Here is a 24,416-nt window from a genome sequence, read left to right as displayed (position 1 = left end):
TCGTCGATGGAAGTCCCTACACCCTAGTAGGGACGCCCGCGAAAAGGGCCGCGTTTTTGTTACCTGAGGCGTCTGCCAGGCTAGTTGTCGTACCCCAGATTCGGCGCCAGCCACCGCTCCGTCACCGCCAGCTCCTGGCCCTTGCGCTCGGTGTAGCTGCCCACCTGATCCCTGTCGATCTTGCCCACGGCGAAGTACTGGGCCTCGGGATGGGCGAAGTACCAGCCGCTCACGGCGGCGGCGGGGAACATGGCGTAGTGCTCTGTGAGGAAGACGCCGCTGCGACCGGCCTCGTTGAAGCTGGCCCCGGGATCCAGCAGCTTGAACAGGGTGGCCTTCTCGGTGTGATCGGGGCAGGCCGGGTAGCCGGGAGCAGGGCGGATGCCCTTGTACTGCTCGCGGATCAAGGCCTCGTTGTCCAGGGTCTCGTCCGCGGCATAGCCCCAGTGCTCCTTGCGCACCTGCTCGTGCAGCCATTCGGCGCAGGCCTCGGCAAGGCGGTCGGCCAGGGCCTTCACCATGATCGAGTTGTAGTCGTCGCCCTTGCGCTCGTAATCCTTGGCCAGCTCTTCGGCGCCGATGCCCGCGGTGACGATGAAGCCACCCATGTAGTCGGTGACGCCGCTCTCCCTGGGCGCGACGAAGTCGGCCAGGGACAGGTTGGGCTTGCCCTCGGGCTTGATGGTCTGCTGGCGCAGGTGGTGCAGGGTGGCCAGCGGCCGGCCGTCCTCGCCATAGACTTCCAGGTCGTCGTCGCGCACCTGATTGGCCGGCCAGAAGCCGAACACGGCACGGGCCTTGATCAGCCTCTCGTCGATCAGCTTGCTGAGCATGGCCTGGGCGTCGTGGAACAGCGCGGTGGCCGCTTCGCCCACCACCTCGTCGGTGAGGATGCGCGGATACTTGCCGGCCAGGTCCCAGGAGATGAAGAAGGGGGTCCAGTCGATGTATTCGGCCAGTACCGCCAGGTCGATGTCTTCCAGCACCCGGGCACCGGTAAAGGTCGGTTTGGGTGCCTTGTAGCCGAGCCAGTTGAAGGCCGGCTTGTTGGCCACGGCCTTTTCGTAGGAGAGGCGTTCGGTGCGGGCGCTGCGGTTGGCGGTGCGCTCGCGGACCTCGACGTAGTCGGCGCGGGTACGCTCGACGAAGCCGGCCTTGAGTTCCTTGGACAGCAGCTGGGTAGCCACGCCCACGGCGCGGGAAGCGTCAGTGACATACACCACGGCATCGTTCCTGTACTGCGGCTCGATCTTGACCGCGGTATGGGCCTTGGAGGTCGTGGCGCCACCGATCATCAGCGGCAGGCTGAAGCCCTGGCGCTGCATTTCCTTGGCGACGTGGACCATCTCGTCCAGCGAGGGGGTGATCAGGCCGGACAGGCCGATGATGTCGCACTTCTCGGCGATGGCGGTCTGCAGGATCCTTTCCGCCGGGACCATGACGCCCAGGTCGACGATGTCATAGCCGTTGCAACCCAGCACCACGCCGACGATGTTCTTGCCGATGTCGTGGACGTCGCCCTTGACCGTGGCCATGAGGATCTTGCCCTTTGCCTCGGGCTTGTCGCCTTTCTCCGCCTCGATGAAGGGGATCAGGTGGGCCACCGCCTGCTTCATCACCCGGGCGGACTTGACCACCTGGGGCAGGAACATCTTGCCCGAGCCGAACAGGTCGCCGACCACGTTCATGCCGCTCATCAGCGGACCTTCGATGACCTCGATGGGGCGCGCGCACTGCTGGCGGCACTCCTCGGTGTCCTCGACGATATAGGTGGTGATGCCCTTGACCAGCGCATGCTCCAGCCGCTTGCCCACAGGCAGGCCGCGCCACTCCTCGGTTTCGGCTTCCTTGACGGCACCGCCGCCCTTGTAGTCGTCGGCGATGGCCAGCAGGGCATCGGTGCCGGCCGGGGTGCGGTTGAGCACCACGTCCTCGACCCGCTCGCGCAGCGCGGCCGGGATCTCGTCGTAGATCTCCAGCTGGCCGGCATTGACGATGCCCATGGTCAGGCCGTTCTGGATGGCGTGGTAGAGAAAGACCGAGTGGATGGCCTCGCGCACCGGGTTGTTGCCGCGGAAGGAGAAGGAGACGTTGGACACGCCGCCCGAGGTCAGGGCGTAGGGCAGGTTGTCGCGGATATAGGCGCAGGCGTTGATGAAGTCGACCGCGTAGTTGTTGTGCTCCTCGATCCCGGTCGCCACGGCGAAGATGTTGGGGTCGAAGATGATGTCTTCCGGCGGGAAGCCGACCTGGTTGACCAGGATGTCGTAGGAGCGCGCGCAGATCTCGTTCTTGCGCGCCTCGGTGTCGGCCTGGCCGTCTTCATCGAAGGCCATGACCACCACCGCCGCGCCGTATCTCTTGCACAGCCTGGCGTGATGGATGAAGGACTCGACGCCTTCCTTCATGGAGATGGAATTGACGATGCCCTTGCCCTGGATGCACTTGAGCCCGGCCTCGATCACCTCCCACTTGGAGGAGTCGATCATGATCGGCACCCGGGAGATGTCCGGCTCGGAGGCGATCAGGTTGAGGAAGGTGACCATGGCCGCCTTCGAATCCAGCATGCCCTCGTCCATGTTGATGTCGATGACCTGGGCGCCGGCTTCCACCTGTTGCTGGGCCACTTCCAGGGCCTCGGCGTAATTCTCTTCGCGGATCAGGCGGGCGAACTTGGCCGAGCCGGTGATGTTGGTGCGCTCGCCGACGTTGACGAACAGCGACTCGCGGCTGATGGTGAAGGGTTCCAGGCCGGAGAGGCGGCAGGCCTTGGGAATTTCCGGCAACGGGCGCGGCGCATGCTTGCCGACCGCCTCGGCGATGGCCTGAATATGCGCCGGCGTCGTGCCGCAGCAGCCGCCGACGATGTTGAGCAGGCCGCTGGCGGCGAATTCCTCGACCACCGCCGCCATCTGCTCGGGGCTTTCGTCGTATTCGCCGAAGGCATTGGGCAGGCCGGCATTGGGGTGGGCGGAGACGAAGGTGTCGGCCTTGGTCGCCAGTTCCTCGACGTAGGGCCGCAGTTCCTTGGCCCCCAGGGCGCAGTTGAGGCCCACGGAAAGCGGCTGGGCGTGGCGCACCGAGTTCCAGAAGGCTTCGGTGGTCTGGCCCGACAGGGTACGGCCGGAGGCGTCGGTGATGGTGCCGGAGATCATGATCGGCAGCTCGATGCCGACCTCCTCGAATACGCCCTGGACGGCGAAGATCGCCGCCTTGGCGTTGAGGGTGTCGAAGATGGTCTCGATCAGGATGAGGTCGGCGCCGCCTTCGATCAGGCCACGGGTGGCCTCGGTGTAGTTCTCCACCAGCACATCGAAGGTGACGTTGCGGTAGCCGGGATTGTTGACGTCCGGAGAGATGGAGCAGGTCCGACTGGTCGGGCCGAGCACCCCGGCGACGAAGCGTGGCCGATCCGGGGTCTCCAGGGTCTTGGCATCGGCCACTTCACGGGCGACCCGGGCGCCGGCCAGGTTCAGTTCGTAGGTGATCTCCTCCATGCCGTAGTCGGCCTGGGAGACGCGGGTGGCATTAAAGGTGTTGGTCTCGAGGATGTCGGCGCCGGCGTCCAGGTAGGCCTTTTCGATCTCGGCGATGATCCGCGGCTGGGTCAGCAGCAAGAGGTCGTTGTTGCCCTTGACGTCACTTGGCCAGTCGGCGAAGCGCTCGCCGCGGTAGTCCGCTTCCTCCAGCCGATAGCTCTGGATCATGGTGCCCATGCCGCCGTCGAGGATGAGGATGCGCTGCGCGAGGGCGTGGCGGAGGGCGGCGAGGCGAGAGCTGCGATCGGTCATGGGCATTCCACAGAGATGAAGAGACGCTGGACAAAGGGTGGCAGCATAGCAAAAGCCGGCAGCTGCTCCGGCATTGGCGGCGGGCCATGATGAACAGCGCTCATGCAGGGTCGGCGAGTCTTTCATGGCGTAAACGTCTGACGTTCTAGAGCGGCCGATGGGCAAGCCCTCGAAGTGCTGCTTTACTGACAGATGACCGACGTTTACTGTGCGTCAAAACTGCGTCATGGAAGGTGGCCGTGATTCCTCTGGTGATATGCGACGACTCGAACATGGCGCGCAAGCAGCTGGTTCGCTCCCTGCCTGAAGGCTGGGCGGTATCCATCACCCAGGCCACCAACGGCGAGGAAGCCCTCACGGCGCTGCGCCAGGGTCTGGGCCAGGTGATGCTGCTGGACCTGACCATGCCGATCCTGGATGGCTATGGCACCCTGGCGGCCATCCGCAACGAAGGCCTGGCGGTCAAGGTGATCGTCGTCTCCGGCGACGTCCAGGAGCAGGCGGTGGCCCGGGTGCGTGAACTGGGCGCGCTGGACTTCCTGCGCAAGCCCGCCGATCCCGCCGAACTGGCCGCGGTGCTCGCGCGCCACGGCCTCTACAGCCCCAATCCGGCAGTGCCGGCGGAGCCCGTCCCGCGCCCCGAGCTTGAGGTCAGTTTCCGCGATGCCTTCCGCGAGGTGGTCAACGTTTCCATGGGCCGTGCCGGGGCGCTGCTGGCCAAGGCGCTGAATGTCTTCGTCCAGCTGCCGATTCCCAACGTCAATATCCTTGAAGTCAGCGAACTGCACATGACGCTGGTGGACGCCCAGCGCGAGGATCGCCTCAGTGCGGTCTGCCAGGGCTACATCGGCGAGGGCATCGCCGGCGAGGCGTTGCTGATCTTCCATGATTCCGAATTCGACGACATGGCCCAGCTGGTGCGCTGGCGCGAGGCGGGGGAGTCCGGCGACATCGAGATGCTGCTGGACCTGTCGAGCATTATCATCGGCGCCTGCCTGGCCGGCATCGCCGAACAGTTCGACATCCGCTTTTCCCAGGGCCACCCGACCATCCTCGGTCATCATGCGTCCATCGACGAACTTATCGTCGTCAACAGGACGCGCTGGAAGAAGACCCTGGCGGTCGAACTCAGCTACAGCCTGGAAGGCCATAACGTCCACTTCGATCTGCTGCTGCTGTTCACCGAGGATTCGGTGAAACGCATCACCCGCAAGATCGGCTACCTGATGAGTTGAGCATGGCCGCACAGATCGATATCAACGAACTCCACTGGTTGCTGGACATCGTGCAGAACATCGATGTCGGCGTGGTGGTGCTGGATCTCGACTACCGCATCGAGGTCTGGAACAGCTTCATGGAAAACCATTCCGGGCGGATCCTGAGCGAGGTCAGCCAGCAGTCGCTGTTCGCCGTCTTCGCCGAGATCGACGAAGCCTGGTTTCGCGCCAAGGCCGAGAGCGTTGTGCTGCTGGGCACCCGGGCCTTTTCCATCTGGGAACAGCGACCCTACCTGGTCCACTTCAAGAGCTACCAGCCGATCACCGGCGTGGAAGCCTTCATGTACCAGAACGTGACCCTGCTGCCGCTGCGCGATTCCACCGGGGCCATCGCCCATATCTGCGTGGTGATCTACGACGTCACCGATGTCGCCATCAACAAGCGGCAACTGGAGCTTTCCAACGACAAGCTGCAGGAGCTGTCGCGTACCGATCGCCTCACCGGGCTGGCCAATCGCGGCTACTGGGAAGAGCGCCTCACCGAGGAATTCGCCCGGCACCAGCGCTATGGCGGCCGCCTGGCGCTGATGATGCTCGACATCGATCACTTCAAGCGCATCAACGATACCCACGGCCACGCCGTCGGCGACCAGGCGATCAAGGCGTTGGCCGCGGTGATCAAGACCCATGTGCGCAATGCCGACATCGCCGGGCGCTACGGTGGCGAGGAATTCGGCGTGGTGCTGCTCGACACCGGCGTGGAAGGCGCGCGGCTGCTTGCCGAGCGCCTGCGCGAGGCCGTGGAGGCGATGCGTCTCGATGTGCTGGGAACGCCCATCGCCTTCACCATTAGTATCGGCCTCACCGATCTGTCGGTGCCCCTGGGCAATCACGAGCAGATGATCCAGCAGGCGGACAAGGCGCTCTACGAGTCCAAGCACGCCGGGCGCAACCGGGTGACCAGTTTCGTGCAGCGGCTCGACTGAGACGATTATCCGACTGTTTCACTAGGGCTTTCGTCGCGGGGTGGGGTGGCGTAAACTTGGAACACCTGTTGAGGAGTGACCATGAGCGCCATCACGATTACCGACGCGGCTCAGGATTACCTGGCCGACCTGTTGGAAAAGCAGAACACCCCCGGGATCGGTATCCGCATCTTCATTACCCAGCCCGGCACCCAGTACGCCGAGACCTGCATCGCCTATTGCAAGCCCGGCGAAGAGAAGCCCGATGACCAGCCCGTAGGGTTGAAGAGCTTTACCGCCTACCTCGATGCCATCAGCCAGCCCTTCCTCGAAGACGCCCTGGTGGACTACGCCACCGACCGTATGGGTGGCCAGCTGACCATCAAGGCGCCCAACGCCAAGGTGCCGATGGTCAACGAGGACAGCCCGCTCAACGAGCGCGTCGACTACTACCTGCAGACCGAGATCAATCCGGGGCTCGCCAGCCACGGTGGCATGGTCAGCCTGGTGGACATCGTCGACGACAACGTGGCCGTGCTGCGTTTCGGTGGCGGCTGCCAGGGCTGTGGTCAGGTCGATCTGACCCTCAAGGATGGCGTCGAGCGCACCCTGCTGGAGCGGATCCCCGAGCTCACCGCCGTGCGCGACGTCACCGACCACACCAACCGCGAAAACGCCTACTACTAGAGTAGAGCGTTTTGCGGTTACGAAGGGCTATCGACCGGTTCGATAGCCCTTCGGCGTTTCAGTGGCGCGCGGCGTCAGCCGGCAGGGCCATCAGGCGCTGTTCCTGCGCCCAGTCGAAGACTTCGTCGCGGGACTCCGCGTCGTGACGACGCTCGTCCAGTCGCTGATAGAGCGCCAGCTCTTCGTCCGGCATGAAGTGCAGGCAATCGCCGCCAAAGAACCACAGTAGGTCGCGCGGTACCCGGTGGGCGATCTGCGGATAGCGGCTGAAGATCTGGCTGAGCAGGTCCTGGCCGAGATAGGCGTATTCTTCGGGCGCCTGCGGCAGGCCGGCGACCAGCTCGTCGAAGCGGTCGAGGAACAGCGCGTGATTTTCCGACGGCACCTGCTCGGCCGTGCCGACGTCGGCCAGGAGCGCACGCAACTGGGCGAGGAGGGCAACGTGGTGGTCGAGATAGGAAGTGGCCATGGATGTCTCCTGAAAAAGCGGCTGCGCAGTATAGGGGCACTGTCCGACGTTGTCTGGTTCGACTAGGATCGAACCTTTGCCCTTCGCCGGGGTTATAGGAAGTAGCACTTTTCTTTGCGAATCAGTTCTTGCCGGGAGGCACATGAGTCTAGCTCTCTCCATTCGCGGTCTGACCAAGACCTACAACAACGGCTTCACCGCCCTCAAGGGCATCGACCTCGATGTGGTCGAAGGTGATTTCTTCGCGCTGCTCGGTCCGAACGGAGCGGGCAAGTCGACCACCATCGGAATCCTCTCGACCCTGGTCAACAAGTCGGGCGGTGAGGTGTCGGTGTTCGGCAACGACCTGGACAAGGATCCGGCAGGCCTCAAGCGCTGCCTCGGCGTGGTGCCCCAGGAATTCAATTTCAACCAGTTCGAGAAAGCCTTCGACATCGTGGTGACCCAGGCGGGCTACTACGGCATCCCGGCACGCATCGCCGGTGAACGCGCCGAGGAGTACCTGACCCAGCTCGGGCTGTGGGACAAGCGCGATACGCCGTCGCGCATGCTCTCCGGCGGCATGAAGCGCCGTCTGATGATCGCCCGCGCCCTGATCCACAAGCCGCGCCTGCTGATCCTCGACGAACCCACCGCCGGGGTCGACATCGAACTGCGCCGCTCCATGTGGGGTTTCCTCACCGAGCTGAACAAGCAGGGGACCAGCATCATCCTCACCACCCACTACCTGGAAGAGGCGGAGCACCTCTGTCGCAACATCGCCATCATCGACCATGGCGAGCTGGTGGAGCACACCAGCATGCGCAAGCTGCTGCAGAAGCTCAATGTCGAGACCTTCATCGTCGACGTGGTCCAGCCGTTGACGGTAGCGCCGCAGCTGGACGGCTATCCGGCCAAGCTGCTGGGCGATCACTCCTTCGAGGTGCAGATCGACAAGGCCAGCGGGGTCAACGCCCTGTTCCGCCAGCTGGACGCCGCCGGCATCCAGGTGCAGAGCCTGAGAAACAAAGCCAATCGCCTGGAAGAGCTGTTCGTCTCCCTGGTGGAAAAGAATCTAGCCAAGGTCGCCCGATGAGTACCGAATTCCAAGCCAACATGGTGGCGCTGCGGACCATCGTCCATCGCGAAGTGCGCCGATTCACCCGCATCTGGGCGCAGACGCTGCTGCCCCCGGCGATCACCATGGTCCTGTACTTCGTGATCTTCGGTAATCTGATCGGCAATCGCATCGGTGGTATGGGTGGCTTCACCTACATGCAGTACATCGTGCCGGGCCTGATCATGATGTCGGTGATCACCAACGCCTACAGCAACGTGGTCTCCAGCTTCTTCAGCAGCAAATTCCAGCGCTCGGTGGAAGAATTGCTGGTCTCGCCGGTATCGCCGCACGTCGTCCTCATCGGCTATGCCATGGGCGGCATCCTGCGCGGCCTGGCCGTGGCCGCCATCGTCAGCGTGCTGTCGCTGTTCTTCACCCACATGCAGGTGCACCACCTGGGCATCATGCTGCTGGTGATCATCCTTACTGCAGCGATCTTCGCCCTGGGCGGTTTCATCAACGCCGTCTACGCGCGCAACTTCGACGACATCTCCATCGTGCCGACCTTCGTGCTGACGCCGCTGACCTACCTGGGCGGGGTCTTCTACTCCATCGACCTGCTGCCGGCCTTCTGGCAGAAGGTGTCCCTGATCAATCCGATCCTGCACATGGTCAACGCCTTCCGCTACGGCATCCTCGGGGTATCCGACATCCGCATCGGGGTGGCGATCGCCTTCATGCTGTTCGCCGTGGTCGTGCTTTATCTGGTCAGCATCCGCCTGCTCGTGAGCGGGCGCGGCATGCGTCATTGAGTGTCAGAGCGTCATGCATAGCGTAGAACAATCGCCCCTGGGCAAAAGCACCGAATACGTCAGCCAGTACGCTCCGTCGCTGCTGTATCCGATCCCGCGCGCGCCCAAGTGGGCGGAACTGGGCCTGGACGGGCAGAACCTGCCGTTTCGCGGCGTGGACGTCTGGACCTGCTATGAGCTGTCCTGGCTGCTGCCGTCTGGCAAGCCGGTGGTGGCCATTGGCGAGTTCGCCATCCCGGCCGATTCGCCGAACATCATCGAGTCCAAGTCCTTCAAGCTGTACCTCAACTCCCTGAACCAGTCGGTGTTCGCCAGCCTGGCCGAACTCGAAGCCGTACTGGTCAGGGACCTGAGCGCCGCAGCCGGCGGTACCGTCGGTGTCAGCCTGGTGTCCCTGGATGACTGGACGGCACGGGGTGTGCAACGCCCCGCTGGCCAGTGCGTCGATGATCTGGATATCAGCGTGGATCGCTACGCCCACCCGCAGGCGGAACTGCTGAGCGTGGGTGAAGCGCGGGATGGTCAGAGATTTTACAGCCACCTGCTCAAGTCGAACTGCCCGGTCACCGGCCAGCCGGACTGGGGTACCGTGGTGATCGACTATGAAGAGGGATTGGCGCTGGAACCGGCCAGTCTGCTGTGCTACCTGGTCGCCTTCCGCCAGCATGCGGATTTCCACGAGCAGTGTGTCGAGCGCATCTATCTGGATCTGTGGCGGCTGCTCAAGCCGGCGAAGCTGACCGTGTTCGCCCGCTATGTGCGGCGTGGCGGACTGGACATCAATCCCTATCGAAGCAGTGATGCCATCCAGCCCGCCGCGGAGCGTTACGTCCGGCAGTGATCAGATGCCCATGCTGCTCAGGCTGTTCATGATCGAGCGGAGCGTGCCGGCCATGGTCGGGTGACTGACCTCGAAGCGCTCCACCGCCAGATTGACGCCTTCCACCAGGCTGCCATCCCGGGTATGGGTGGCGTCTTCGTTGGCCAGCTGGAATTCGATGTCCCGGATCAGCAGTTCCAGTTCTTCCCGGTCCTCGGGCGAGGCGGGCGGATCCTGGTCCAGCTGGTGGCGGAGGTGGTCGAGTTGTTCCTGCAGATGAGAGGTGGTCATGGGGCGTTTCTCCTGTGTTCGGATTCTTTGACCGCAACCTTGGGTCAAAGATCGAGTCACAGCGCCGGGCCCTAAGCCAAACTGGCAAAGCTATGACTATAATCGGCGCCTTTCAGGCGTCTGAGTGCAACGAGGAGAGAAGCGATGACGGTCGAGCGACGTGGTTCCAGGGTCTGGGGAGCGCTCCTTGCAACGACCCTGACGTTTGCCGGTCAGGCGATGGCGGCCGAAGCCGAGAATCCCGATCCCTGGGAAGGCTTCAACCGCAAGATCTTCGTGTTCAACGATACCCTGGACACCTATGCCCTCAAGCCGGTCGCCCAGGGCTATCAGCGCTTCACGCCCGGCTTCGTGCAGACCGGCGTGAGCAACTTCTTCAACAACCTGGGTGACGTGCGCAACCTGGCCAACGACCTGCTGCAAGGCAAGGTCGAGCACGCCGGGGTCGATACCGCGCGCCTGCTGATGAATACCACCCTGGGTGGTCTCGGCCTGGTCGATGTGGCCACCAAGGCTGGTCTGCAGCGCAACGACGAAGATTTCGGCCAGACCCTGGGCAAGTGGGGCGCCAACAGCGGTCCCTACCTGGTGCTGCCGTTCTTCGGTCCCAGCAGCGTGCGCGACGGCCTCGGCCGCATTCCGGACAGCTACACCAGCGCCTATCCTTATGTCGACGATGTCGCCGTGCGCAACAGCGCCTTCGCCCTCAGCACCGTCGACACCCGTGCCGGTCTGCTGCAGGCCGAGCGCCTGATCACCGGCGACAAGTACGTGTTCATTCGCAACGCCTATTTGCAGACCCGCGAATTCAAGGTCAAGGATGGCCAGGTGGTCGACGACTTCTAGTCCCCGCCCAATAAAAAAGGCAGCCCGTAGGCTGCCTTTTTTATTGGGATCGGATCGTCTATGGGATCGGAGCGTCTAGCGCATTTCCAGCACGGACAGGCCGAGCAGCTGCTTGCCGGTGTCCGTCGCCTGGATGCGCAGGACTTCGGTATCGGCTTCCAGGCCGGGGAGTTCGGCATGGCTGGAGGGGATGAGCACGGTGACCTTGTCGCCGACCTGGAGGCTGGTGGCGGCCTCGATCTGGAAGCCGGTGCTGGACAGATCGACGCAGCGCGCCTCGAAGGAGGCGTCGCCGACCTTCAAGACGGCCTTGGAGTCGACGTGCATGCGAATGAAGTCGCGCTTTTCACTGTAAGAACGGTCGATGGTACTCATGGCAATCCTACTGCTTGGGAGGATGGATGACGGGTTGCTGGAGGTATAAACTCCATAACGGCACCCTGTAAAGAAATTCCATCCGGTTGGCAAGCTTGAACGCCCCGGTGGATGGGAGTAGTGTCTCCGCCGTGTCGTAATCACCGTGGCCCGTGTCGGATAGTGTCCGCCGGTTTGCCGTTCGGGTGCATGCCTGGATCCTCTATGTCTAATTCGCCTGCCACGCTCTTGATCATTGACGATGACGAGGTGGTTCGCCTCAGTCTCGCCGACTATCTCGAAGACAGTGGCTTCAACGTCCTGCAGGCCAGCAATGGCCAGCAGGGCCTGGAAATATTCGAGCGCGAACAGCCTGACCTCATCATCTGCGACCTGCGCATGCCGCAGGTCGACGGGCTGACGCTGCTGCGTCGCATCAGCGAGCTGTCCATCGATACGCCCGTGCTGGTGCTGTCCGGTGCCGGCGTCATGAGCGACGTCGTGGAAGCCCTGCGCCTGGGCGCCGCCGATTACCTGATCAAGCCGCTGGAAGACCTGATGGTGCTCGAGCACTCGGTCAACCGTGCCCTGGATCGCGCCCGCCTGCGCCTGGAAAACGATCGCTACCGGGTCAAGCTGGAAAACACCAATCGCGAGCTGCAGGCCAGCCTGAGCCTGCTGCAGGAAGACCAGAACGCCGGACGCCACGTGCAGATGAACATGCTGCCGGTGACGCCCTGGGAAACCGAAGGGCTGAACTTCGCCCACGAGATCATCCCGTCGCTGTATCTGTCCGGCGACTTCGTCGACTACTTCCGCATCGACGAACACCGCGTTGCCTTCTACCTGGCCGACGTCTCCGGCCATGGCGCGTCCTCGGCCTTCGTGACCGTGCTGCTCAAGTTCATGACCACGCGCCTGCTCTACGAATCCAAGCGCAACGGCACCCTGCCCGAATTCAAGCCCTCGGATGTGCTCGGCCACATCAACAGGGGTCTACTGGATTGCAAATTGGGCAAGCACGTGACCATGCTGGGTGGCGTCATCGACGAAACCACAGGTACCCTGGCGTACAGCATCGGTGGCCATCTGCCGCTGCCGGTCCTGCATACCCCGGAAGAAACGCGATTCCTGGTCGGCAAGGGGCTGCCGGTCGGCCTGTTCCAGGAGGCGACCTACAATGACCACCAGATGGATCTGCCCGAGCGTTTCAGCCTGACCCTCTTTTCGGATGGCATCTTCGACCTGCTGCCGGGAGACAATTTGAAAGAGAAAGAACACAGCTTGCCCGACTACGTCCGCTGCGCCGGCGGTACACTGGCAGGCCTGAGCGAAGCCCTGGATCTGGCATCCGTCACCGAGATGCCTGACGATATCGCTTTGCTGGTGTTGAGCAGGAACCTGGCATGAGCACTGGAAAAATCCAATTTGCCGAGCAGGATGGCACCTTCGTCCTGAAGTTTACCGGCGAGGTGCGTCTGACCCTCTGCTCGGCGCTGGACGCGACCATCGAGCACATCTTCTCGTCGTTGAATTTCTCGTCCATCGTCATCGACCTGACCGAGACGCAGAGCATCGACAGCACCACCCTGGGCCTCCTGGCCAAACTGTCGATCCTGTCGCGGCAGCGCATCGGGCTGCTGCCCATGCTGACCACCAACAACCCGGACATCCTGCGCCTGCTGGATTCCATGGGTTTCGACCAGGTGTTCAACATCGTCGAGACCGTACTGCCTTGCCCGGATTGCCTGACCGACCTGCCACCGCAGGACCAGTCCGAAGCCGAGGTGCGCAGTCGTGTGCTTGAAGCCCATCGGGTGTTGATGGGCCTCAATGAATCCAATCGCAACGCCTTTCGCGATCTGGTCAGTGCCCTCGAAAGGCACTGACCGCGTCGGCTCTCAGCGCTTGCCGGGCAGCAGCACTTCCAGCTTTTCCTGATCGCGCGCGAACTGGCGAATGCCTTCGGCCAGCTTTTCGGTCGCCATGGCGTCTTCGTTATGCGCCCAGCGGAAGGCCGCCTCGTTCAGTTGCTGCTTGGGCTCGCCACCGGTGCTGTCGGCGTTCAGTACGCGCGGCAGGTCGCCCTGGGCTTCCGACAGCTGCTGCAGCAATTCGGGGCTGATGGTCAGGCGATCGCAGCCGGCCAGCTGCTCGATCTGGTTCAGGTTGCGGAAGCTGGCGCCCATCACCACGGTGTCGTAGCCATTGGCCTTGTAGTACTGGTAGATGCGGGTCACGGACTTCACGCCTGGATCTTCCGCGCCTTCGTAGTCACGGCCTTCGGCCTTCTTGTACCAGTCGTAGATGCGACCGACGAAGGGCGAGATCAGGAACACGCCGGCTTCGGCGCAGGCGGCGGCCTGGGCGAAGGAGAACAGCAGGGTCAGGTTGGTCTGGATGCCTTCCTTCTCCAGTTGCTCGGCGGCGCGGATGCCTTCCCAGGTGGAGGCGATCTTGATCAGCACGCGGTCCTTGCCGATGCCGGCCTTCTCGTACAGCTCGATCAGGCGGTGGGCGCGATCCAGGGTAGCGCTGGTGTCGAAGGACAGGCGTGCATCGACTTCGGTGGAGATGCGACCGGGGATCAGCTTGAGGATCTCGCCACCGACGGCCACGGCGAAGCGATCGCAGGCCAGGCCGATGTCACCGCCTGCACCGCTGAAGGCGGCCTGCAGGTGTTCTTCGTAGCGGGGCAGGGCAGCGGCCTTGAGCAGCAGCGAGGGGTTGGTGGTGGCGTCGTAGGGCTTGAGGCGGGCGATGGCGTCCAGATCGCCGGTATCGGCGACGACCGTGGTGTATTGCTTGAGTTGTTCCAGCTTGCTCATGGCAGGTCTTTCCTTCGGTTAACGAATGGACATCGTGGAGACGTGACTCAGTGGCCCCTGAGAAGTTCAGTGGCCTCGTCATACAGGCGCAGCGGTTCAGGGCTGCGATGCAGATCGGTGGACAGCAGTTGACGGAAGCGCCGCGCGCCGGGAAAGCCCTGCGCCAGGCCCAGGATATGGCGGGTGACGTGGTGGATGAGCCCACCCTGTTGCAGATGCGCCTCGACATAGGGTCTCAGCTGCAGCATGACGTCATGGCGGGTCAGTTGCGGACGGTCACAGCCGTAGAGCGCCGCGTCCACCTCAGCCAGCAGGTAGGGATTCTGATAGGCCTCGCGACCCAGCATCACCCCGTCGAAGACCTCCAGCTGCTCGCGGCAGGTGTCCAGGGTCTTGATCCCGCCATTCAGGATGAATTCGAGATCCGGGAAATCCTGCACCAGCTGCGCGGCCACGTCGTAGCGCAGCGGCGGGATCTCGCGATTCTGCTTGGGCGACAGCCCTTCAAGGATGGCGATGCGCGCGTGCACGGTGAAGCTATGGCAACCGGCCTCCGCGACCTGACCGACGAAGTCCCGCAGGGCGTCGTAGCTGTCGCGCCCAGAGATGCCGATGCGGTGCTTGACCGTCACCGGAATGGCCACCGCATCGCGCATCGCCTTGACGCCGTCGGCCACCCGCTCAGGATATGCCATCAGGCAGGCGCCGATCATGTTGTTCTGCACCCGGTCGCTGGGGCAGCCGACGTTCAGGTTGATCTCGTCATACCCCGCCTGCTCACCCAGCCGCGCCGCGGCGGCCAGCTCGGCCGGCACGCTGCCGCCCAGCTGCAGGGCCAGGGGATGCTCGGTCTCGTCATGGCGCAGGAACCGCTGGGCATCGCCATGCAGCAAGGCACCGGTGGTGACCATTTCGGTATAGAGCAGGGCGTGCCGGGACAGCAGGCGGTGGAAATAACGGCAGTGACGGTCCGTCCAGTCCATCATGGGCGCCACGGAGAAGCGGCGGGACGGCTCAGGGCGCGTGGTGATTGGGGTTGAGGCGGTTTCGGCTAGCATTGAGAGGCTTCGTTTGTAGCACTGTTTTGCCCCCTATTTGCTGGTTTTTCAGATGTCAGTGCTAAATTTAAGCACTACGGAAAAACTTTTAGCACTGGACGGCAAATGGGCACGATTACACGGCGGGAAACCAAGAAGGGCGTGAGGTATACCGCTCAGATCAGGCTGCGCCGCGAAGGAGTCATAGTCTACCAAGAATCCCAGACCTTCGAACGGAAGCAGACCGCACAGGCCTGGATTCGCAAGCGGGAAACGGAGCTCGCCCAGCCGGGTGCCTTGGCGCGCGCGCCCAGCGGCAAGGCGCGACCGTTCGCCAGATGATCGGGAGATATCTGGAGCAGTACGGCGGCACCTTGGGGCGGACCAAGGAGGCAACGCTGAAGGCCATCGGCGAAACCTGGCTGGGTGACCTGCAGGACCGCGAGCTCACCAGCCAGCGACTGGTGGAATACGGTCAGTGGCGAATGGGCGCCGAGGGCGGCGCGGTGCAGGCGCAGACGGTGGGCAATGACCTTTCGCACCTGGCGGCCGTGCTGTCGATCGCGCGGCCGGCGTGGGGCTACGAGATCGATCCGCATGCGATGGCCGATGCCCGGCGAGTGCTGAAGAAGATGGGCATGGTCAGCAAGAGCAAGGAGCGCGATCGGCGGCCGGAGCTCCAGGAGCTGGATCTGCTCATGGAGCACTTCTTCGAGATGCAGCGGCGCCGACCGGCGTCGATCAACATGCCCAAGGTGATCGCCTTTGCCATCTTCTCCACCCGCCGCCAGGAGGAGATCACGCGGATCCGCTGGGACGACCTGGACGAGCGCCGCCAGGCGGTGCTGGTGCGCGACATGAAGAACCCGGGGCAGAAGATCGGCAACCACGTCTGGTGCCATCTACCGGATGAGGCCTGGGCCATCGTTCAGTCGATGCCGCGCGAGTGCGCGGAGATCTTTCCCTACAACGGCGACTCGATCTCGGCCTCGTTCACCAAGGCCTGCCAGTTCCTGGGCCTGCAGGATCTGCGCTTCCACGACCTGCGGCACGACGGCGTCAGCCGGCTGTTCGAGATGGACTGGGACATTCCGCGCGTGGCCAGCGTCTCGGGCCATCGGGACTGGAATTCGCTGCGGCGCTATACCCACCTGAGAGGCCGGGGCGATCCCTATGCGGGATGGCCCTGGTTGGAGAGAATCATCGCGGCGCCGGTGACGCTCGGCGCGCGCGTGACGAGCTAGTTGGCCCGGTTGTGGAGCTTGTCGTTCTCGCGGACGGCCCGCTCACGCTGCAGATCCAGGTAGCGAGCGAGGTCCGCCAGGTGGACGCCCTGGACGGCCTTCTGGCTGTTCTCGATCCGTACCAGCGGTAGATCGATGACGCCGGCGATGATCTTGCTCCGCAGCTTGGTCGGCGTCAGGTGGCTGAAGTAGTCGGTGCACAGGCGCTCCAGCGGAACCACCGCGGCGCCTTGGTACTGGGCCATGAGCAGAAAGAGTGTGTTCACCGGTCACACCTCCAGCGGCAGTTGCTGATGATCCTTGCCCAGCAGGGCCGGGTCCGGCATCGGCCTGCCGACCAGACTGCACAGGTCGCGCAGCTCGGCGATCAGGAGCTGGCGGGCGAAGGCGTCCTTGGTGCCTACCAGCTGCTGGGTGAGCTTGGCGATCTGCCGGGAGTAGGCGGCCCGCTGCGGTCCGGGAACGGTGCCGAAGAAGCCTTGCTTGCGGATGGAGGGCAGTACCTCCTTGCAGACCCATCCAGCGAACGCCTGTGCCTCCGGTTTGCGAGAGGCGAAGATGGTCTGATAGACAGCGGGTTCTGAGATGAAAATGACCTCCTGACCCCCGCCACGCGTCTGGCAGTAGCATACCCCTCGCCACTCTTCGGGGATGTTTTTCAGACTGCCCGATGCACCTTTCCAGACGATGCCAAGCACCTCATAGACATCCTTGGCACAGAACCAGACTTCCCCATCCCCACCGATGGCGGTACGGACGTCGCGCTCGGCGAACTGGAAGGCGTTGCTGATGAGATTGAGGTTGTTCATGTTCAAGCCCCTTTACTTGTGTGCTGCTGGACCGGCTTGGCCAGAGCGGTGTTGATGACGTCGGCGTCTTGCTTGGTCAGGGCGCCGAGGGTGTTGGCCATGCTGGCCAGGGCCAGCAGGTGGATGCGGTCGCCGAGGGTGTGGCTGACTTGGTAGCGGATCAGGGCCTCGCCGAGTAGCGCGGTGGCCCTGATCCGGCGGACCAGGGGCGGGTGGAGCGTGATAGGCTGGTGCGTGCTGCTGCTCTGGTTCATTTGCATGATGAGTTTCCAGGGGTTGGTGGTAGGGCCCGGGGGAGTTGCCGCTCTCCCGGGCTTTTTCATTTCCGTGCCATGGGCGGCGCGGGACGAAATGCTGGTCGCGCTCAAGCCGGCCCTGCTGGGTTGGCAAAGACCCAGCAGCGGACCTTGTCCGGGCGGGTGTCGAGGGGATTGGCGCGTCGCTGGTTCTTGCGGATGCGGCTGGTGATGACCTTGTTGTCTAGGTAGCGGAACTGGCGGCTGTCCTTGAGCAGCTCGCGCAGGGTGCTCAGGTCGGCCAGGCGCTGGCGGTGTTCAGCGGCGCGCTCGATGAATTCGTTGAGGTTGATGGCAATCGCGCGGTCGTCATCGCTGTGGTTGACGACGGGGTCGCTGCTCATGGATTCGAGGTAGTCGTAGACCTGCCAGAACTCGGTCACCACTGGGTTATCCGCGCTGATGGCGGCCTGGCGCTCCAGGGCGATGCGGACGATGGTGCGCTGGGTCTGGCGGATCATGTCTTCGGGGATGGCCACCACCAAGGTCAGGCAGTCGAGCTGGGCGAGGACCATGGCGTGGTTCTTCACGATCCGCTCGATGCGCAGGTGGCCGACCAGGTCGCTCTGGCAGCTGCTGCAGCGATGGCTGTCGCCGATCAGGCGGGTGCCACAGCAGAAGCAGGTATCGCCCAGGCGGCGCAGCTTGGCTTCGTACTGCGGGAAGAGCTCGTGGAAGCGGGCCAGCACCTCGGCCTCCTTGCGGGTGGCCAGCAGCAGGAAGTGGCTCAGGGCCTCGCCGTCCATGCGGCTCAGGGTGTCGGCCGCGGCGCGGCTCTCTTCGGTCAGCACCGGGCGAGTGAAGTGAAGCTTCACGATCCGGGTGAGGATGGCCTCGGAGGCGCTGACCGGGGCGTTCTGGCTGATGGCGATGGTGCCGCGGAACGGGGGCTCGTAGGTTTCGTTGCCCGCCGTCTTCATGCCGCGGGTGCGCAGGGTGCCGCCGCCGAAGAAGTCCTTCAGCTCGTCCCAATCGAAGCTCTTGGCGTGGGCCTTCTCCGGGTCATTGCGATCGCCCTCGATGAGCACGATGGGCATGCCGGCGACCTGGCCCATGGCGCGGCTACGGCCGGCGGTGGATGACTTGGACGGGTCGAAGCCTTCGTAGCCGGCGCGGCCGAACAGCTTCCAGAGAAAGGTCAGCAGGGTGGTCTTGCCGGCGCCGGCCTCGCCGGTGGCTTCCAGGAAGGGGAAGGACTGGTAGCGGGCGCGGATCTGCTCGGCGAACAGCGAGCCGAACCAGAAGGTGAGGGCGGTGAGGCCATTGGCGCCGAAGCAGGTCCAGAGCAGGGGCAGCCAGTCGCTGCGGTAGTCGCCGGCGACGGGGTTGGGCTTGAGGGCGATGGTCTTCTGCAGGGTCTTGAGGCGCAGCTTGCCGAAGTCGAAGTAGTCCTCGTCGTTGACCCGGTGGACCTGGCCGTCGCGTACCGCCAGGTCGCCGAAGACATAGCAGCCGTGCTCGCGGCTGTAGCCGACGTAGTCCATGGTCTCTACGGTTTTCAGGCCGAAGAGCTGGTCCTTCATGATCTTGTCCAGCTGGGTACCGCTGCCGGTGAAGACGGCGCCGGCGGCCATGCTGAGCAGGCGTTTCTTGAATTCGCTGGCGGCGGCGACCTGGGCGCCGGTAAAGGTGTTCTTCACCGCCGGGCCGTCGTGGGGAAACTCGACGCGGAAGTAGTACCAGGATTCGTCGGTGACCTCGTTGCGCTGGAAGTACAGCGCCTGGGGCGCACAGTTGGCGATCTCCACCACGTTGCCGGCAAGGCGCATGGCCCTGTCACGTTGCTGTTTGCTGGTGAGCTGGCGGTCTTCGTCGCGCTCGGATTCCTCGAGGTGGGCCAGGGCCTTGTTGTACTTGTCGAGATCGAGCTTGAACCAGTAGAGGCGGCTCTCGAAGGTGAAGTGAAATTCGTGGCGCTCGCGCCATTCGTACATGAGCACCGCCTTCTCCGCTACGGTGTCGGCCAGCAGCAGAGCGCCGTGGTAGCGTGCTTCCTTGAGGTCGTGCTCGCGGCGTGCAGTGCGCTTGGCCTCGTCCGGCTCGAAGGTCCAGCGCTGGTGCAGGTCGTTCCAGTCGATCTTGCGGCTGCCCGGCTGGGGGATCTGCGCCGCCTCACAATTGAAACCCAGCTCACGGGCCTGGCGTGCCCAGCGGCGGGTATAGCGCTGCGCGCCGGGCTCGTTGTCCAGAGCCCAGACGAGCTTGGGTAGATCGCCCTGGCGGTCGCTGGCCAGCGCCTTGAGCGATTCCTCGGGATAGGCGTTGCTGCTCATGGCCGAGACGGCGGCGAGGCCGTGGTGCAGCAGGGCGATGGCGTCGAAGATGCCCTCGACGATCCAGAGCTCCTTGACCGTCTGCAGGTCCAGGCTCGGCGGGCACCACCAGATGCCGCGATAGCTGGCGCCGGGCTGGAAGCGTGCCTTCTGCTTGCCGAAGCGGGCCGGGCGATCGATCAGCCGTTCCCAGTAGCCGCCCTTGGCCAAGGGGAAGCGGACGGTAGCCGAGCCGAGGCCCTGGGCGCGATCCCAGTAGGTCTCCTGGCTGTACCAGCCCTTGATCAAGCCCAGGTCGAAGCCGCGGGCGAACTGGAGGTAGCCGTCGGCACTGGCGGCTGGGGCGTCGGCGCTGGGCTTGAAGCGTTCGGACCAGTCTTCGAATAGCTCGCTGAACAGCTCCTTCACGTGCCAGCTCTGGCCGCACTTGGCTTCGCGGCCGCACTTCACGACCCAAGGGTTGGTGTGATCGGTGAACAGCTCGCGCTTGTGGCAGGCCGGGCACTCGCCCTTGCGCAGGTACTTGGTGCCGCTGATGCGCTGCATCCCGAGTTCCTGCTCGAGGCGCTGGAGCACGTCGACGCGAAGCTGCTGGTCCATCTGACGCATGCTCAGAACTCCGCCGGGCGTCCGGTACCGAGTTCGCGGATCAGGCGCAGGTCACCGCAGCCATGGCGTTCGGCATCGGTGGCCAGGACGTTCAGTGCACGGGCCAGCTCGCGCAGCTCGGCGGGCGTCCAGAAGTCCACCACGCCCAAGGCGCCATCGTTGGAGACGACTAGGGGCTGGCCGCCCTTGCGGGAGAGGGTGACGTCGAGTCGGCGGCGCATCAGTTGGCCTCCTGGGCGGCGAGCTGGGCGCGGATCTGGGTGGCGGTCTGGTCGGCGGCGAGCAGTGGCGGATAGCGCCGCAGGATGGCGGTGCGGCGGCTGGTCCAGTCCTCGATGCGGGTGAAGCGGGGCTCCCACTGGTGCTGGCGGATGGTGTGTTCGACGCGGCTCTGCAGCCAATTGGCGTAGCTCTCGGCGAGCTCCGGTGGCAGGTCGATCTGGACGGATAGGGTGCTGGGCATGGTGGTTCTCGCTGCAAGAGGGCGCAGTTCACCCCTACCCACGCAAAGGCGGGCATAGGGCGGGTCAGTCAGGGGTTAGCGGGTGGCGGCTTGGACGCCGGGGTCTTCGTCGATCAAGGCGTCGAAGATCTCCGCGATCGGAATGCGATAGCGCTGGCCGGTGGCCGGGTTGACCAGGACGGCGGTGTCGCCGGTGCTGGCGTCGATGTCGAGGAAGCGGTGGCCCTTGAGGGCTTCGAGCTGGTCGTGGGCACGCGACACCAGGCGCTCGGCGGTGGGCTGGTGTACGCCCAGGGCCTGGAGGTTCTCCACGGCGCGCTGGAACAGCGCCTGGTTCTGGCCGAGGTACTGGCTCTCATGGCGGCGAAGGTAGCCCAGAGCGGCGGCCTGCATGGTTTCAAGGTAGTCGGCGGGGTAGGTGGTCATCACGATGCAAGATCCTCTTTGGCGTGCCGCGGTGGGTGGTTTGGCACTGCGTCCAGCAGATCCAGTTGGTGCTCGTTCTTGGCCTGGGCCAGGCGCTGGTTGTGTTCGTAGACTTTCTGGGCCATGGCGACATAGTCCCGGGTCTGCATGGGCAGCGCTGAAGGCTTCGCTTCGGGCAGGCCGCTCTGGGCCGCGCAGTGCGTCAGTTCGGTACGACCCCAATAGCTCTGGCTGCAGGGCACGAAGTCGCACTGGTACAGCTCCCGACGCATGAAGAGGTGCTCGATCCAGCTGGTGCGGCAGACCAGGGGTGCGCCGCAGGTTTCGCAGATGAAGCGGCTGCGCTTGGCCTTGCGGAAGGGCCTGAACAGGAATTCCATCGTGACTCCCACCGCTTTCGCGGCGTTCTGGCGCTCCGCGCCGACTACTGACCCGCCATCCTGGCGAGCGACTGGGATTCAGGTCTTGCGGCTAGCGTGGTGTTCTTCCGGGCTTGCTGACGTGGAGCGTGACGACCGCATGCATCTCTGCGGCGCTACCGGCCATGTAGTGACGGTGGGCGGCCAGGAGAGTGACTACCTCCTTCTCGTCGATCATGCCGTCTTCCAGCGCCTGGGCAATGAGTTGGTTCAGCCGTCCGCGCCTGACGGCCGTCTCCACACTGCGGGCGTAGAGATCGACGTTGTCCAGGTCGTCCACCTCAGCCTGGCGGACAAAAAAGCCGCCGTATTGCCCGGCCAGATAGTCCACCAGGTGAGTGGTGCCGGTCTCTTGCTCGAGCAGCCGGATCTGATCGTCGGTCAGGGGCCGGCAACCGGCGGTCTCGTAGGCGTGGTTGTCGAATTTCTTGAGCGGCAGGCCGAGGCGGGCGGCGGCGCACTCGCGGCCGCCTGGATAGGCGCAAATCACAGCGCTGACGACCTGGCGGCGCGTCTCTAGGGCAGGACGTTTCATGTTCCAGTTTCTCCCTGGACCGCGCGCCCATAGTGTTGCGCCGCAGTGGGGGCTGGGATCTCACCCTGTTTGATGCCGAGTAGGACTGCCGCGCGGTGAGCCTCACCACGACGGCCTTTCTTGCGACCGTTCAACAAGTCGCTGACCAAATTTTTGTTCAGCGCATGAGTGCGGCTGAACTCGGCGATGGATATGCCCGCTCGATCCAGCTTGGCGCGGGCTTGCTCGGTAGTCAGAGGGGCAGGCATAGTGTCCATATGTGTTCAAACGTGTTCATCAGAAGCTGATTATGCACCCATTAGGGCGCAAGTCAAAGGAAATTGTGTGCAAGCGCGTGCATTAGGCGACAGATTGCGCGAAGAGCGAGATCGGCTGAGCTTGACCCAGGACGAGTTGGGCCAAATCGGTGGCGTGAATCGAAATTCGCAGGGGAAATACGAGAAGGGAGAGCGGAATCCTGATTCTGCCTATCTAGAGGCGATCGCTGCTGCTGGCGTCGATGTGCTCTATGTTCTTACCGGAAAGCGTCAACCTATTGAAGAGACGGCTCTAACGAAAGAAGAGCAGGAAATAGTTGCCTACCTCCGAGGTATGTCCGATTACAACAGAGAGTCTGTTCGCCGAATGGCATTTGCTATGGCTGCGGCAGATGGTGCACTGGATTCTAGAAAGTCTTAGTCCTAGCCTACCTGAACGCTACTGCTGATCATGATTAAGGGAATAAACAATGAGCCGTAGGTATTTCAAAAGACTCGCGTCTGTGCCAGTTTCCAAGCTCTTACTGGATGAAGGAAATGCTCGAATTCGTCATGGAGTTGATCAGTCAGACTGCATAAGACGTCTGCTCAAGGATGAAGACACATTCATGACTTTGATGAAGAGCATCGCTAAAGATGGGCTGGGTACTGTTTCTATTCTCGTTTCAACTGCGGGGAATAAATACAAGGTTTGGGATGGAAATAGACGAGTGGCTTGTCTTAAACTATTAAACAAGCCTTCGTTATGTCCTAGTCTTGAATTGAGGCGTCGAATAGAAAAGCTTGGTGAAATATACAAAGACAATATACCAAAGACGGTAGAGTGCCACTGCTGCGATATAGAAGAGGTGTTGGTTAGAGAAGTGTTGAGCAGGCATTCTGGTGCAAGGGGTGGAGCAGGCCAGGTAGTGTGGTCTTCTTATCTAAGAACTCTATTTCTCCTAGAGCATAAGCAATCCTCTCAATACAAGCGGGCTGGTCAATACCTTTATTGGTCTGAAGGCCAAGGTATTGAGGTGGAGGATGAGTTTCCCGTATCTACGTTGGCAAGGTTTTTAAAGCAGAATGCTTTGTTGGGGCTTGGATTTGTTGTTCAGGATGACAAGCTTAAGCTTGTGATTGAACAAGAAAAAGCTAAACACATGGCCTCAAAAGTTATTGCTGATCTAGCAAGCAAGGCTCTAAAGGTGGATGATCTTAGATCAATTAATCAAGGGAATGATTATATTGCTTCAGTACGTTTTTCAGTTGGGCTAACCGAGCCTGCTGAAGTGCCTGCAGGCTTTGATGCTGAAGATTATTCTGTGAATGATGATGGCGGCGATGACAATTATCTGGAGTCAGAAAAGCGCAGTGATGATTGGGGTGAGGACTCTAATAGTGATGAGCCTGTAAATCCCACAGGCACGCAGCAAAACCCTCTAGGTGGGACGGTTGATTCGGCTAAACCTTCTGGCGGCGGTAGTCGTATAGGACCACGCTCAGGCCTGCGTCTGAAAGTATTTTCGTTTAAAGGGTCTGGGCTTGTACTGCCCCCGGAAGAAAAGAAAGTTAAAGATATAGTCTTTGAATTGGCAAAGCTGAAGCATTCAGGGAAAGATGGAACGCCAATATCAGTTGCTTTTTTGCTTAGGGCACTTGTGGAGCTAAGTACAAATAATTACTTGGAAAGATATCCTGAGGCTATGCGGAAGGAGGATAGTAGCCTTCGCGCTAGGGTTAAAGCCTGTGCAGAGCATATGTGTATAACGAATGCTATTTCCAAAGAGCGCCTAGGGGCGATAATTAGCAACTGCACTAATGAAGGGGGTCTTATAAATATAACTACCCTTCAAAAGTACTTGCATAATACAGAAAGATTTCCAAGTGGCGAGACGTTGAATGCTCTTTGGGATGAGATTTCAGAGTATGTTATTGCGTGTTGGTAGT

At 62.5% G+C, this 24,416-nt stretch carries 27 protein-coding genes and 1 pseudogene; 12 read left to right on the top strand and 16 right to left on the bottom strand.

Annotation, left to right across the window (positions count from 1 at the left end):
• Window positions 1-80: 80 nt before the first annotated feature.
• Window positions 81-3,797: a methionine synthase gene (gene metH, locus QE393_RS08600; protein WP_273807320.1), complete on the bottom strand. Its 3,717-nt coding sequence runs from the start codon at window positions 3,795-3,797 to the stop codon at window positions 81-83.
• Between the two features lie 266 nt (window positions 3,798-4,063).
• Here metH and QE393_RS08595 point away from each other — a divergent pair, with 266 nt between their 5' ends.
• The 3 genes from QE393_RS08595 to nfuA all read left to right on the top strand — a co-directional run bounded on the left by QE393_RS08595 (window position 4,064) and on the right by nfuA (window position 6,660).
• Window positions 4,064-5,026: a response regulator gene (locus tag QE393_RS08595; protein ID WP_405046237.1), complete on the top strand. Its 963-nt coding sequence runs from the start codon at window positions 4,064-4,066 to the stop codon at window positions 5,024-5,026.
• Window positions 5,027-5,028: 2 nt separating this feature from the next.
• Complete coding sequence (locus QE393_RS08590; protein WP_273807322.1) at window positions 5,029-5,994, top strand: diguanylate cyclase; 966 nt, start codon at window positions 5,029-5,031, stop codon at window positions 5,992-5,994.
• An 81-nt stretch (window positions 5,995-6,075) separates the two neighbouring features.
• Window positions 6,076-6,660, top strand: a complete 585-nt coding sequence (gene nfuA, locus QE393_RS08585) for a Fe-S biogenesis protein NfuA (protein WP_133863080.1) — start codon at window positions 6,076-6,078, stop codon at window positions 6,658-6,660.
• A gap of 58 nt (window positions 6,661-6,718) precedes the next feature.
• Here the strand turns inward: nfuA and QE393_RS08580 are convergent, their stop codons facing one another.
• Window positions 6,719-7,129 (bottom strand): PA2817 family protein, encoded by a 411-nt coding sequence (locus tag QE393_RS08580; RefSeq protein WP_273807323.1) that lies wholly within the window; start codon window positions 7,127-7,129, stop codon window positions 6,719-6,721.
• A 142-nt stretch (window positions 7,130-7,271) separates the two neighbouring features.
• On the opposite strand from QE393_RS08580, the gene QE393_RS08575 reads away from it, so the two are divergent.
• From QE393_RS08575 to queF, 3 genes are read left to right on the top strand one after another with little or no spacing between them, the layout of a single operon-like run.
• On the top strand, window positions 7,272-8,204 hold the full coding sequence (locus QE393_RS08575; protein ID WP_273807324.1) for an ABC transporter ATP-binding protein: 933 nt from the start codon (window positions 7,272-7,274) through the stop codon (window positions 8,202-8,204).
• Window positions 8,201-8,980: an ABC transporter permease gene (locus QE393_RS08570; protein ID WP_310043047.1), complete on the top strand. Its 780-nt coding sequence runs from the start codon at window positions 8,201-8,203 to the stop codon at window positions 8,978-8,980. Before QE393_RS08575 ends, QE393_RS08570 begins: the two co-directional genes overlap by 4 nt.
• Before the next feature lie 13 nt (window positions 8,981-8,993).
• Complete coding sequence (queF, locus tag QE393_RS08565) at window positions 8,994-9,821, top strand: NADPH-dependent 7-cyano-7-deazaguanine reductase QueF (RefSeq protein ID WP_310043045.1); 828 nt, start codon at window positions 8,994-8,996, stop codon at window positions 9,819-9,821.
• Here queF and QE393_RS08560 read toward each other — a convergent pair whose 3' ends face one another.
• Window positions 9,822-10,091 carry a DUF4404 family protein gene (locus tag QE393_RS08560; RefSeq protein ID WP_007158392.1) on the bottom strand — a complete coding sequence of 90 codons (270 nt, stop codon included), beginning with the start codon at window positions 10,089-10,091 and terminating at the stop codon, window positions 9,822-9,824.
• 144 nt (window positions 10,092-10,235) lie between these two features.
• Between QE393_RS08560 and QE393_RS08555 the strand changes: the two genes are divergently transcribed.
• The gene (locus QE393_RS08555; protein WP_310043042.1) at window positions 10,236-10,937 is read left to right on the top strand and encodes a VacJ family lipoprotein; all 702 of its coding nucleotides are present in this window, start codon (window positions 10,236-10,238) and stop codon (window positions 10,935-10,937) included.
• A gap of 75 nt (window positions 10,938-11,012) precedes the next feature.
• Here the strand turns inward: QE393_RS08555 and QE393_RS08550 are convergent, their stop codons facing one another.
• Window positions 11,013-11,312: a PilZ domain-containing protein gene (locus QE393_RS08550; RefSeq protein ID WP_310043041.1), complete on the bottom strand. Its 300-nt coding sequence runs from the start codon at window positions 11,310-11,312 to the stop codon at window positions 11,013-11,015.
• Between the two features lie 204 nt (window positions 11,313-11,516).
• On the opposite strand from QE393_RS08550, the gene rssB reads away from it, so the two are divergent.
• Together rssB and rssC are read left to right on the top strand one after the other, a co-directional pair.
• Window positions 11,517-12,701, top strand: a complete 1,185-nt coding sequence (gene rssB, locus QE393_RS08545; protein WP_310043038.1) for a two-component system response regulator RssB — start codon at window positions 11,517-11,519, stop codon at window positions 12,699-12,701.
• Window positions 12,698-13,180, top strand: coding sequence for an anti-sigma factor antagonist RssC (gene rssC, locus QE393_RS08540; protein ID WP_007158388.1), 483 nt, complete (start codon window positions 12,698-12,700; stop codon window positions 13,178-13,180). Before rssB ends, rssC begins: the two co-directional genes overlap by 4 nt.
• Before the next feature lie 12 nt (window positions 13,181-13,192).
• Here rssC and tal read toward each other — a convergent pair whose 3' ends face one another.
• Window positions 13,193-14,119 (bottom strand): transaldolase, encoded by a 927-nt coding sequence (gene tal, locus QE393_RS08535; protein WP_273807326.1) that lies wholly within the window; start codon window positions 14,117-14,119, stop codon window positions 13,193-13,195.
• 47 nt (window positions 14,120-14,166) lie between these two features.
• Window positions 14,167-15,177, bottom strand: a complete 1,011-nt coding sequence (gene dusA / locus QE393_RS08530) for a tRNA dihydrouridine(20/20a) synthase DusA (protein ID WP_310043035.1) — start codon at window positions 15,175-15,177, stop codon at window positions 14,167-14,169.
• Between the two features lie 105 nt (window positions 15,178-15,282).
• Between dusA and QE393_RS08525 the strand changes: the two are divergent.
• A pseudogene (locus QE393_RS08525) lies at window positions 15,283-16,400 on the top strand (tyrosine-type recombinase/integrase).
• Here QE393_RS08525 and QE393_RS08520 read toward each other — a convergent pair.
• The 10 genes from QE393_RS08520 to QE393_RS08475 form a co-directional block, all read right to left on the bottom strand.
• Complete coding sequence (locus QE393_RS08520) at window positions 16,397-16,666, bottom strand: pyocin activator PrtN family protein (RefSeq protein ID WP_310043034.1); 270 nt, start codon at window positions 16,664-16,666, stop codon at window positions 16,397-16,399. The pseudogene QE393_RS08525 and the gene QE393_RS08520 sit on opposite strands and share 4 nt — an antisense overlap.
• A 3-nt stretch (window positions 16,667-16,669) precedes the next feature.
• Entirely contained in the window at window positions 16,670-17,209 is a 540-nt protein-coding gene (locus tag QE393_RS08515) for a BRO family protein (RefSeq protein WP_310043033.1), read from the bottom strand.
• Between the two features lie 2 nt (window positions 17,210-17,211).
• Window positions 17,212-17,469: a hypothetical protein gene (locus QE393_RS08510; RefSeq protein ID WP_310043031.1), complete on the bottom strand. Its 258-nt coding sequence runs from the start codon at window positions 17,467-17,469 to the stop codon at window positions 17,212-17,214.
• Between the two features lie 104 nt (window positions 17,470-17,573).
• Entirely contained in the window at window positions 17,574-20,387 is a 2,814-nt protein-coding gene (locus QE393_RS08505; protein ID WP_310043030.1) for a toprim domain-containing protein, read from the bottom strand.
• A 2-nt stretch (window positions 20,388-20,389) separates the two neighbouring features.
• On the bottom strand, window positions 20,390-20,608 hold the full coding sequence (locus QE393_RS08500) for a hypothetical protein (protein ID WP_310043028.1): 219 nt from the start codon (window positions 20,606-20,608) through the stop codon (window positions 20,390-20,392).
• Window positions 20,608-20,850 (bottom strand): hypothetical protein, encoded by a 243-nt coding sequence (locus QE393_RS08495; RefSeq protein WP_310043025.1) that lies wholly within the window; start codon window positions 20,848-20,850, stop codon window positions 20,608-20,610. Before QE393_RS08495 ends, QE393_RS08500 begins: the two co-directional genes overlap by 1 nt.
• Before the next feature lie 75 nt (window positions 20,851-20,925).
• Entirely contained in the window at window positions 20,926-21,276 is a 351-nt protein-coding gene (locus tag QE393_RS08490; RefSeq protein WP_310043022.1) for a hypothetical protein, read from the bottom strand.
• Window positions 21,276-21,656, bottom strand: coding sequence for a hypothetical protein (locus QE393_RS08485; RefSeq protein WP_310043021.1), 381 nt, complete (start codon window positions 21,654-21,656; stop codon window positions 21,276-21,278). The genes QE393_RS08490 and QE393_RS08485 overlap by 1 nt, the downstream gene beginning before the upstream one ends.
• A gap of 91 nt (window positions 21,657-21,747) precedes the next feature.
• Window positions 21,748-22,230 carry a YmfL family putative regulatory protein gene (locus QE393_RS08480; protein WP_310043019.1) on the bottom strand — a complete coding sequence of 161 codons (483 nt, stop codon included), beginning with the start codon at window positions 22,228-22,230 and terminating at the stop codon, window positions 21,748-21,750.
• Window positions 22,227-22,478 carry a DNA-binding protein gene (locus QE393_RS08475; protein WP_280307458.1) on the bottom strand — a complete coding sequence of 84 codons (252 nt, stop codon included), beginning with the start codon at window positions 22,476-22,478 and terminating at the stop codon, window positions 22,227-22,229. Before QE393_RS08475 ends, QE393_RS08480 begins: the two co-directional genes overlap by 4 nt.
• A 76-nt stretch (window positions 22,479-22,554) precedes the next feature.
• Here QE393_RS08475 and QE393_RS08470 point away from each other — a divergent pair, with 76 nt between their 5' ends.
• Window positions 22,555-22,908 (top strand): helix-turn-helix domain-containing protein, encoded by a 354-nt coding sequence (locus tag QE393_RS08470; RefSeq protein ID WP_280307456.1) that lies wholly within the window; start codon window positions 22,555-22,557, stop codon window positions 22,906-22,908.
• A gap of 187 nt (window positions 22,909-23,095) precedes the next feature.
• Window positions 23,096-24,415, top strand: coding sequence for a hypothetical protein (locus QE393_RS08465; RefSeq protein ID WP_310043014.1), 1,320 nt, complete (start codon window positions 23,096-23,098; stop codon window positions 24,413-24,415).
• Window position 24,416 lies beyond the last annotated feature (1 nt).

This window comes from Pseudomonas sp. SORGH_AS_0211 (assembly GCF_031453455.1).
Lineage (GTDB): Bacteria > Pseudomonadota > Gammaproteobacteria > Pseudomonadales > Pseudomonadaceae > Chryseomonas > Chryseomonas aestiva.
The sequence above is the reverse complement of the archived record's forward strand: the minus strand, read 5'-3'. Positions and strand labels throughout refer to the sequence as shown.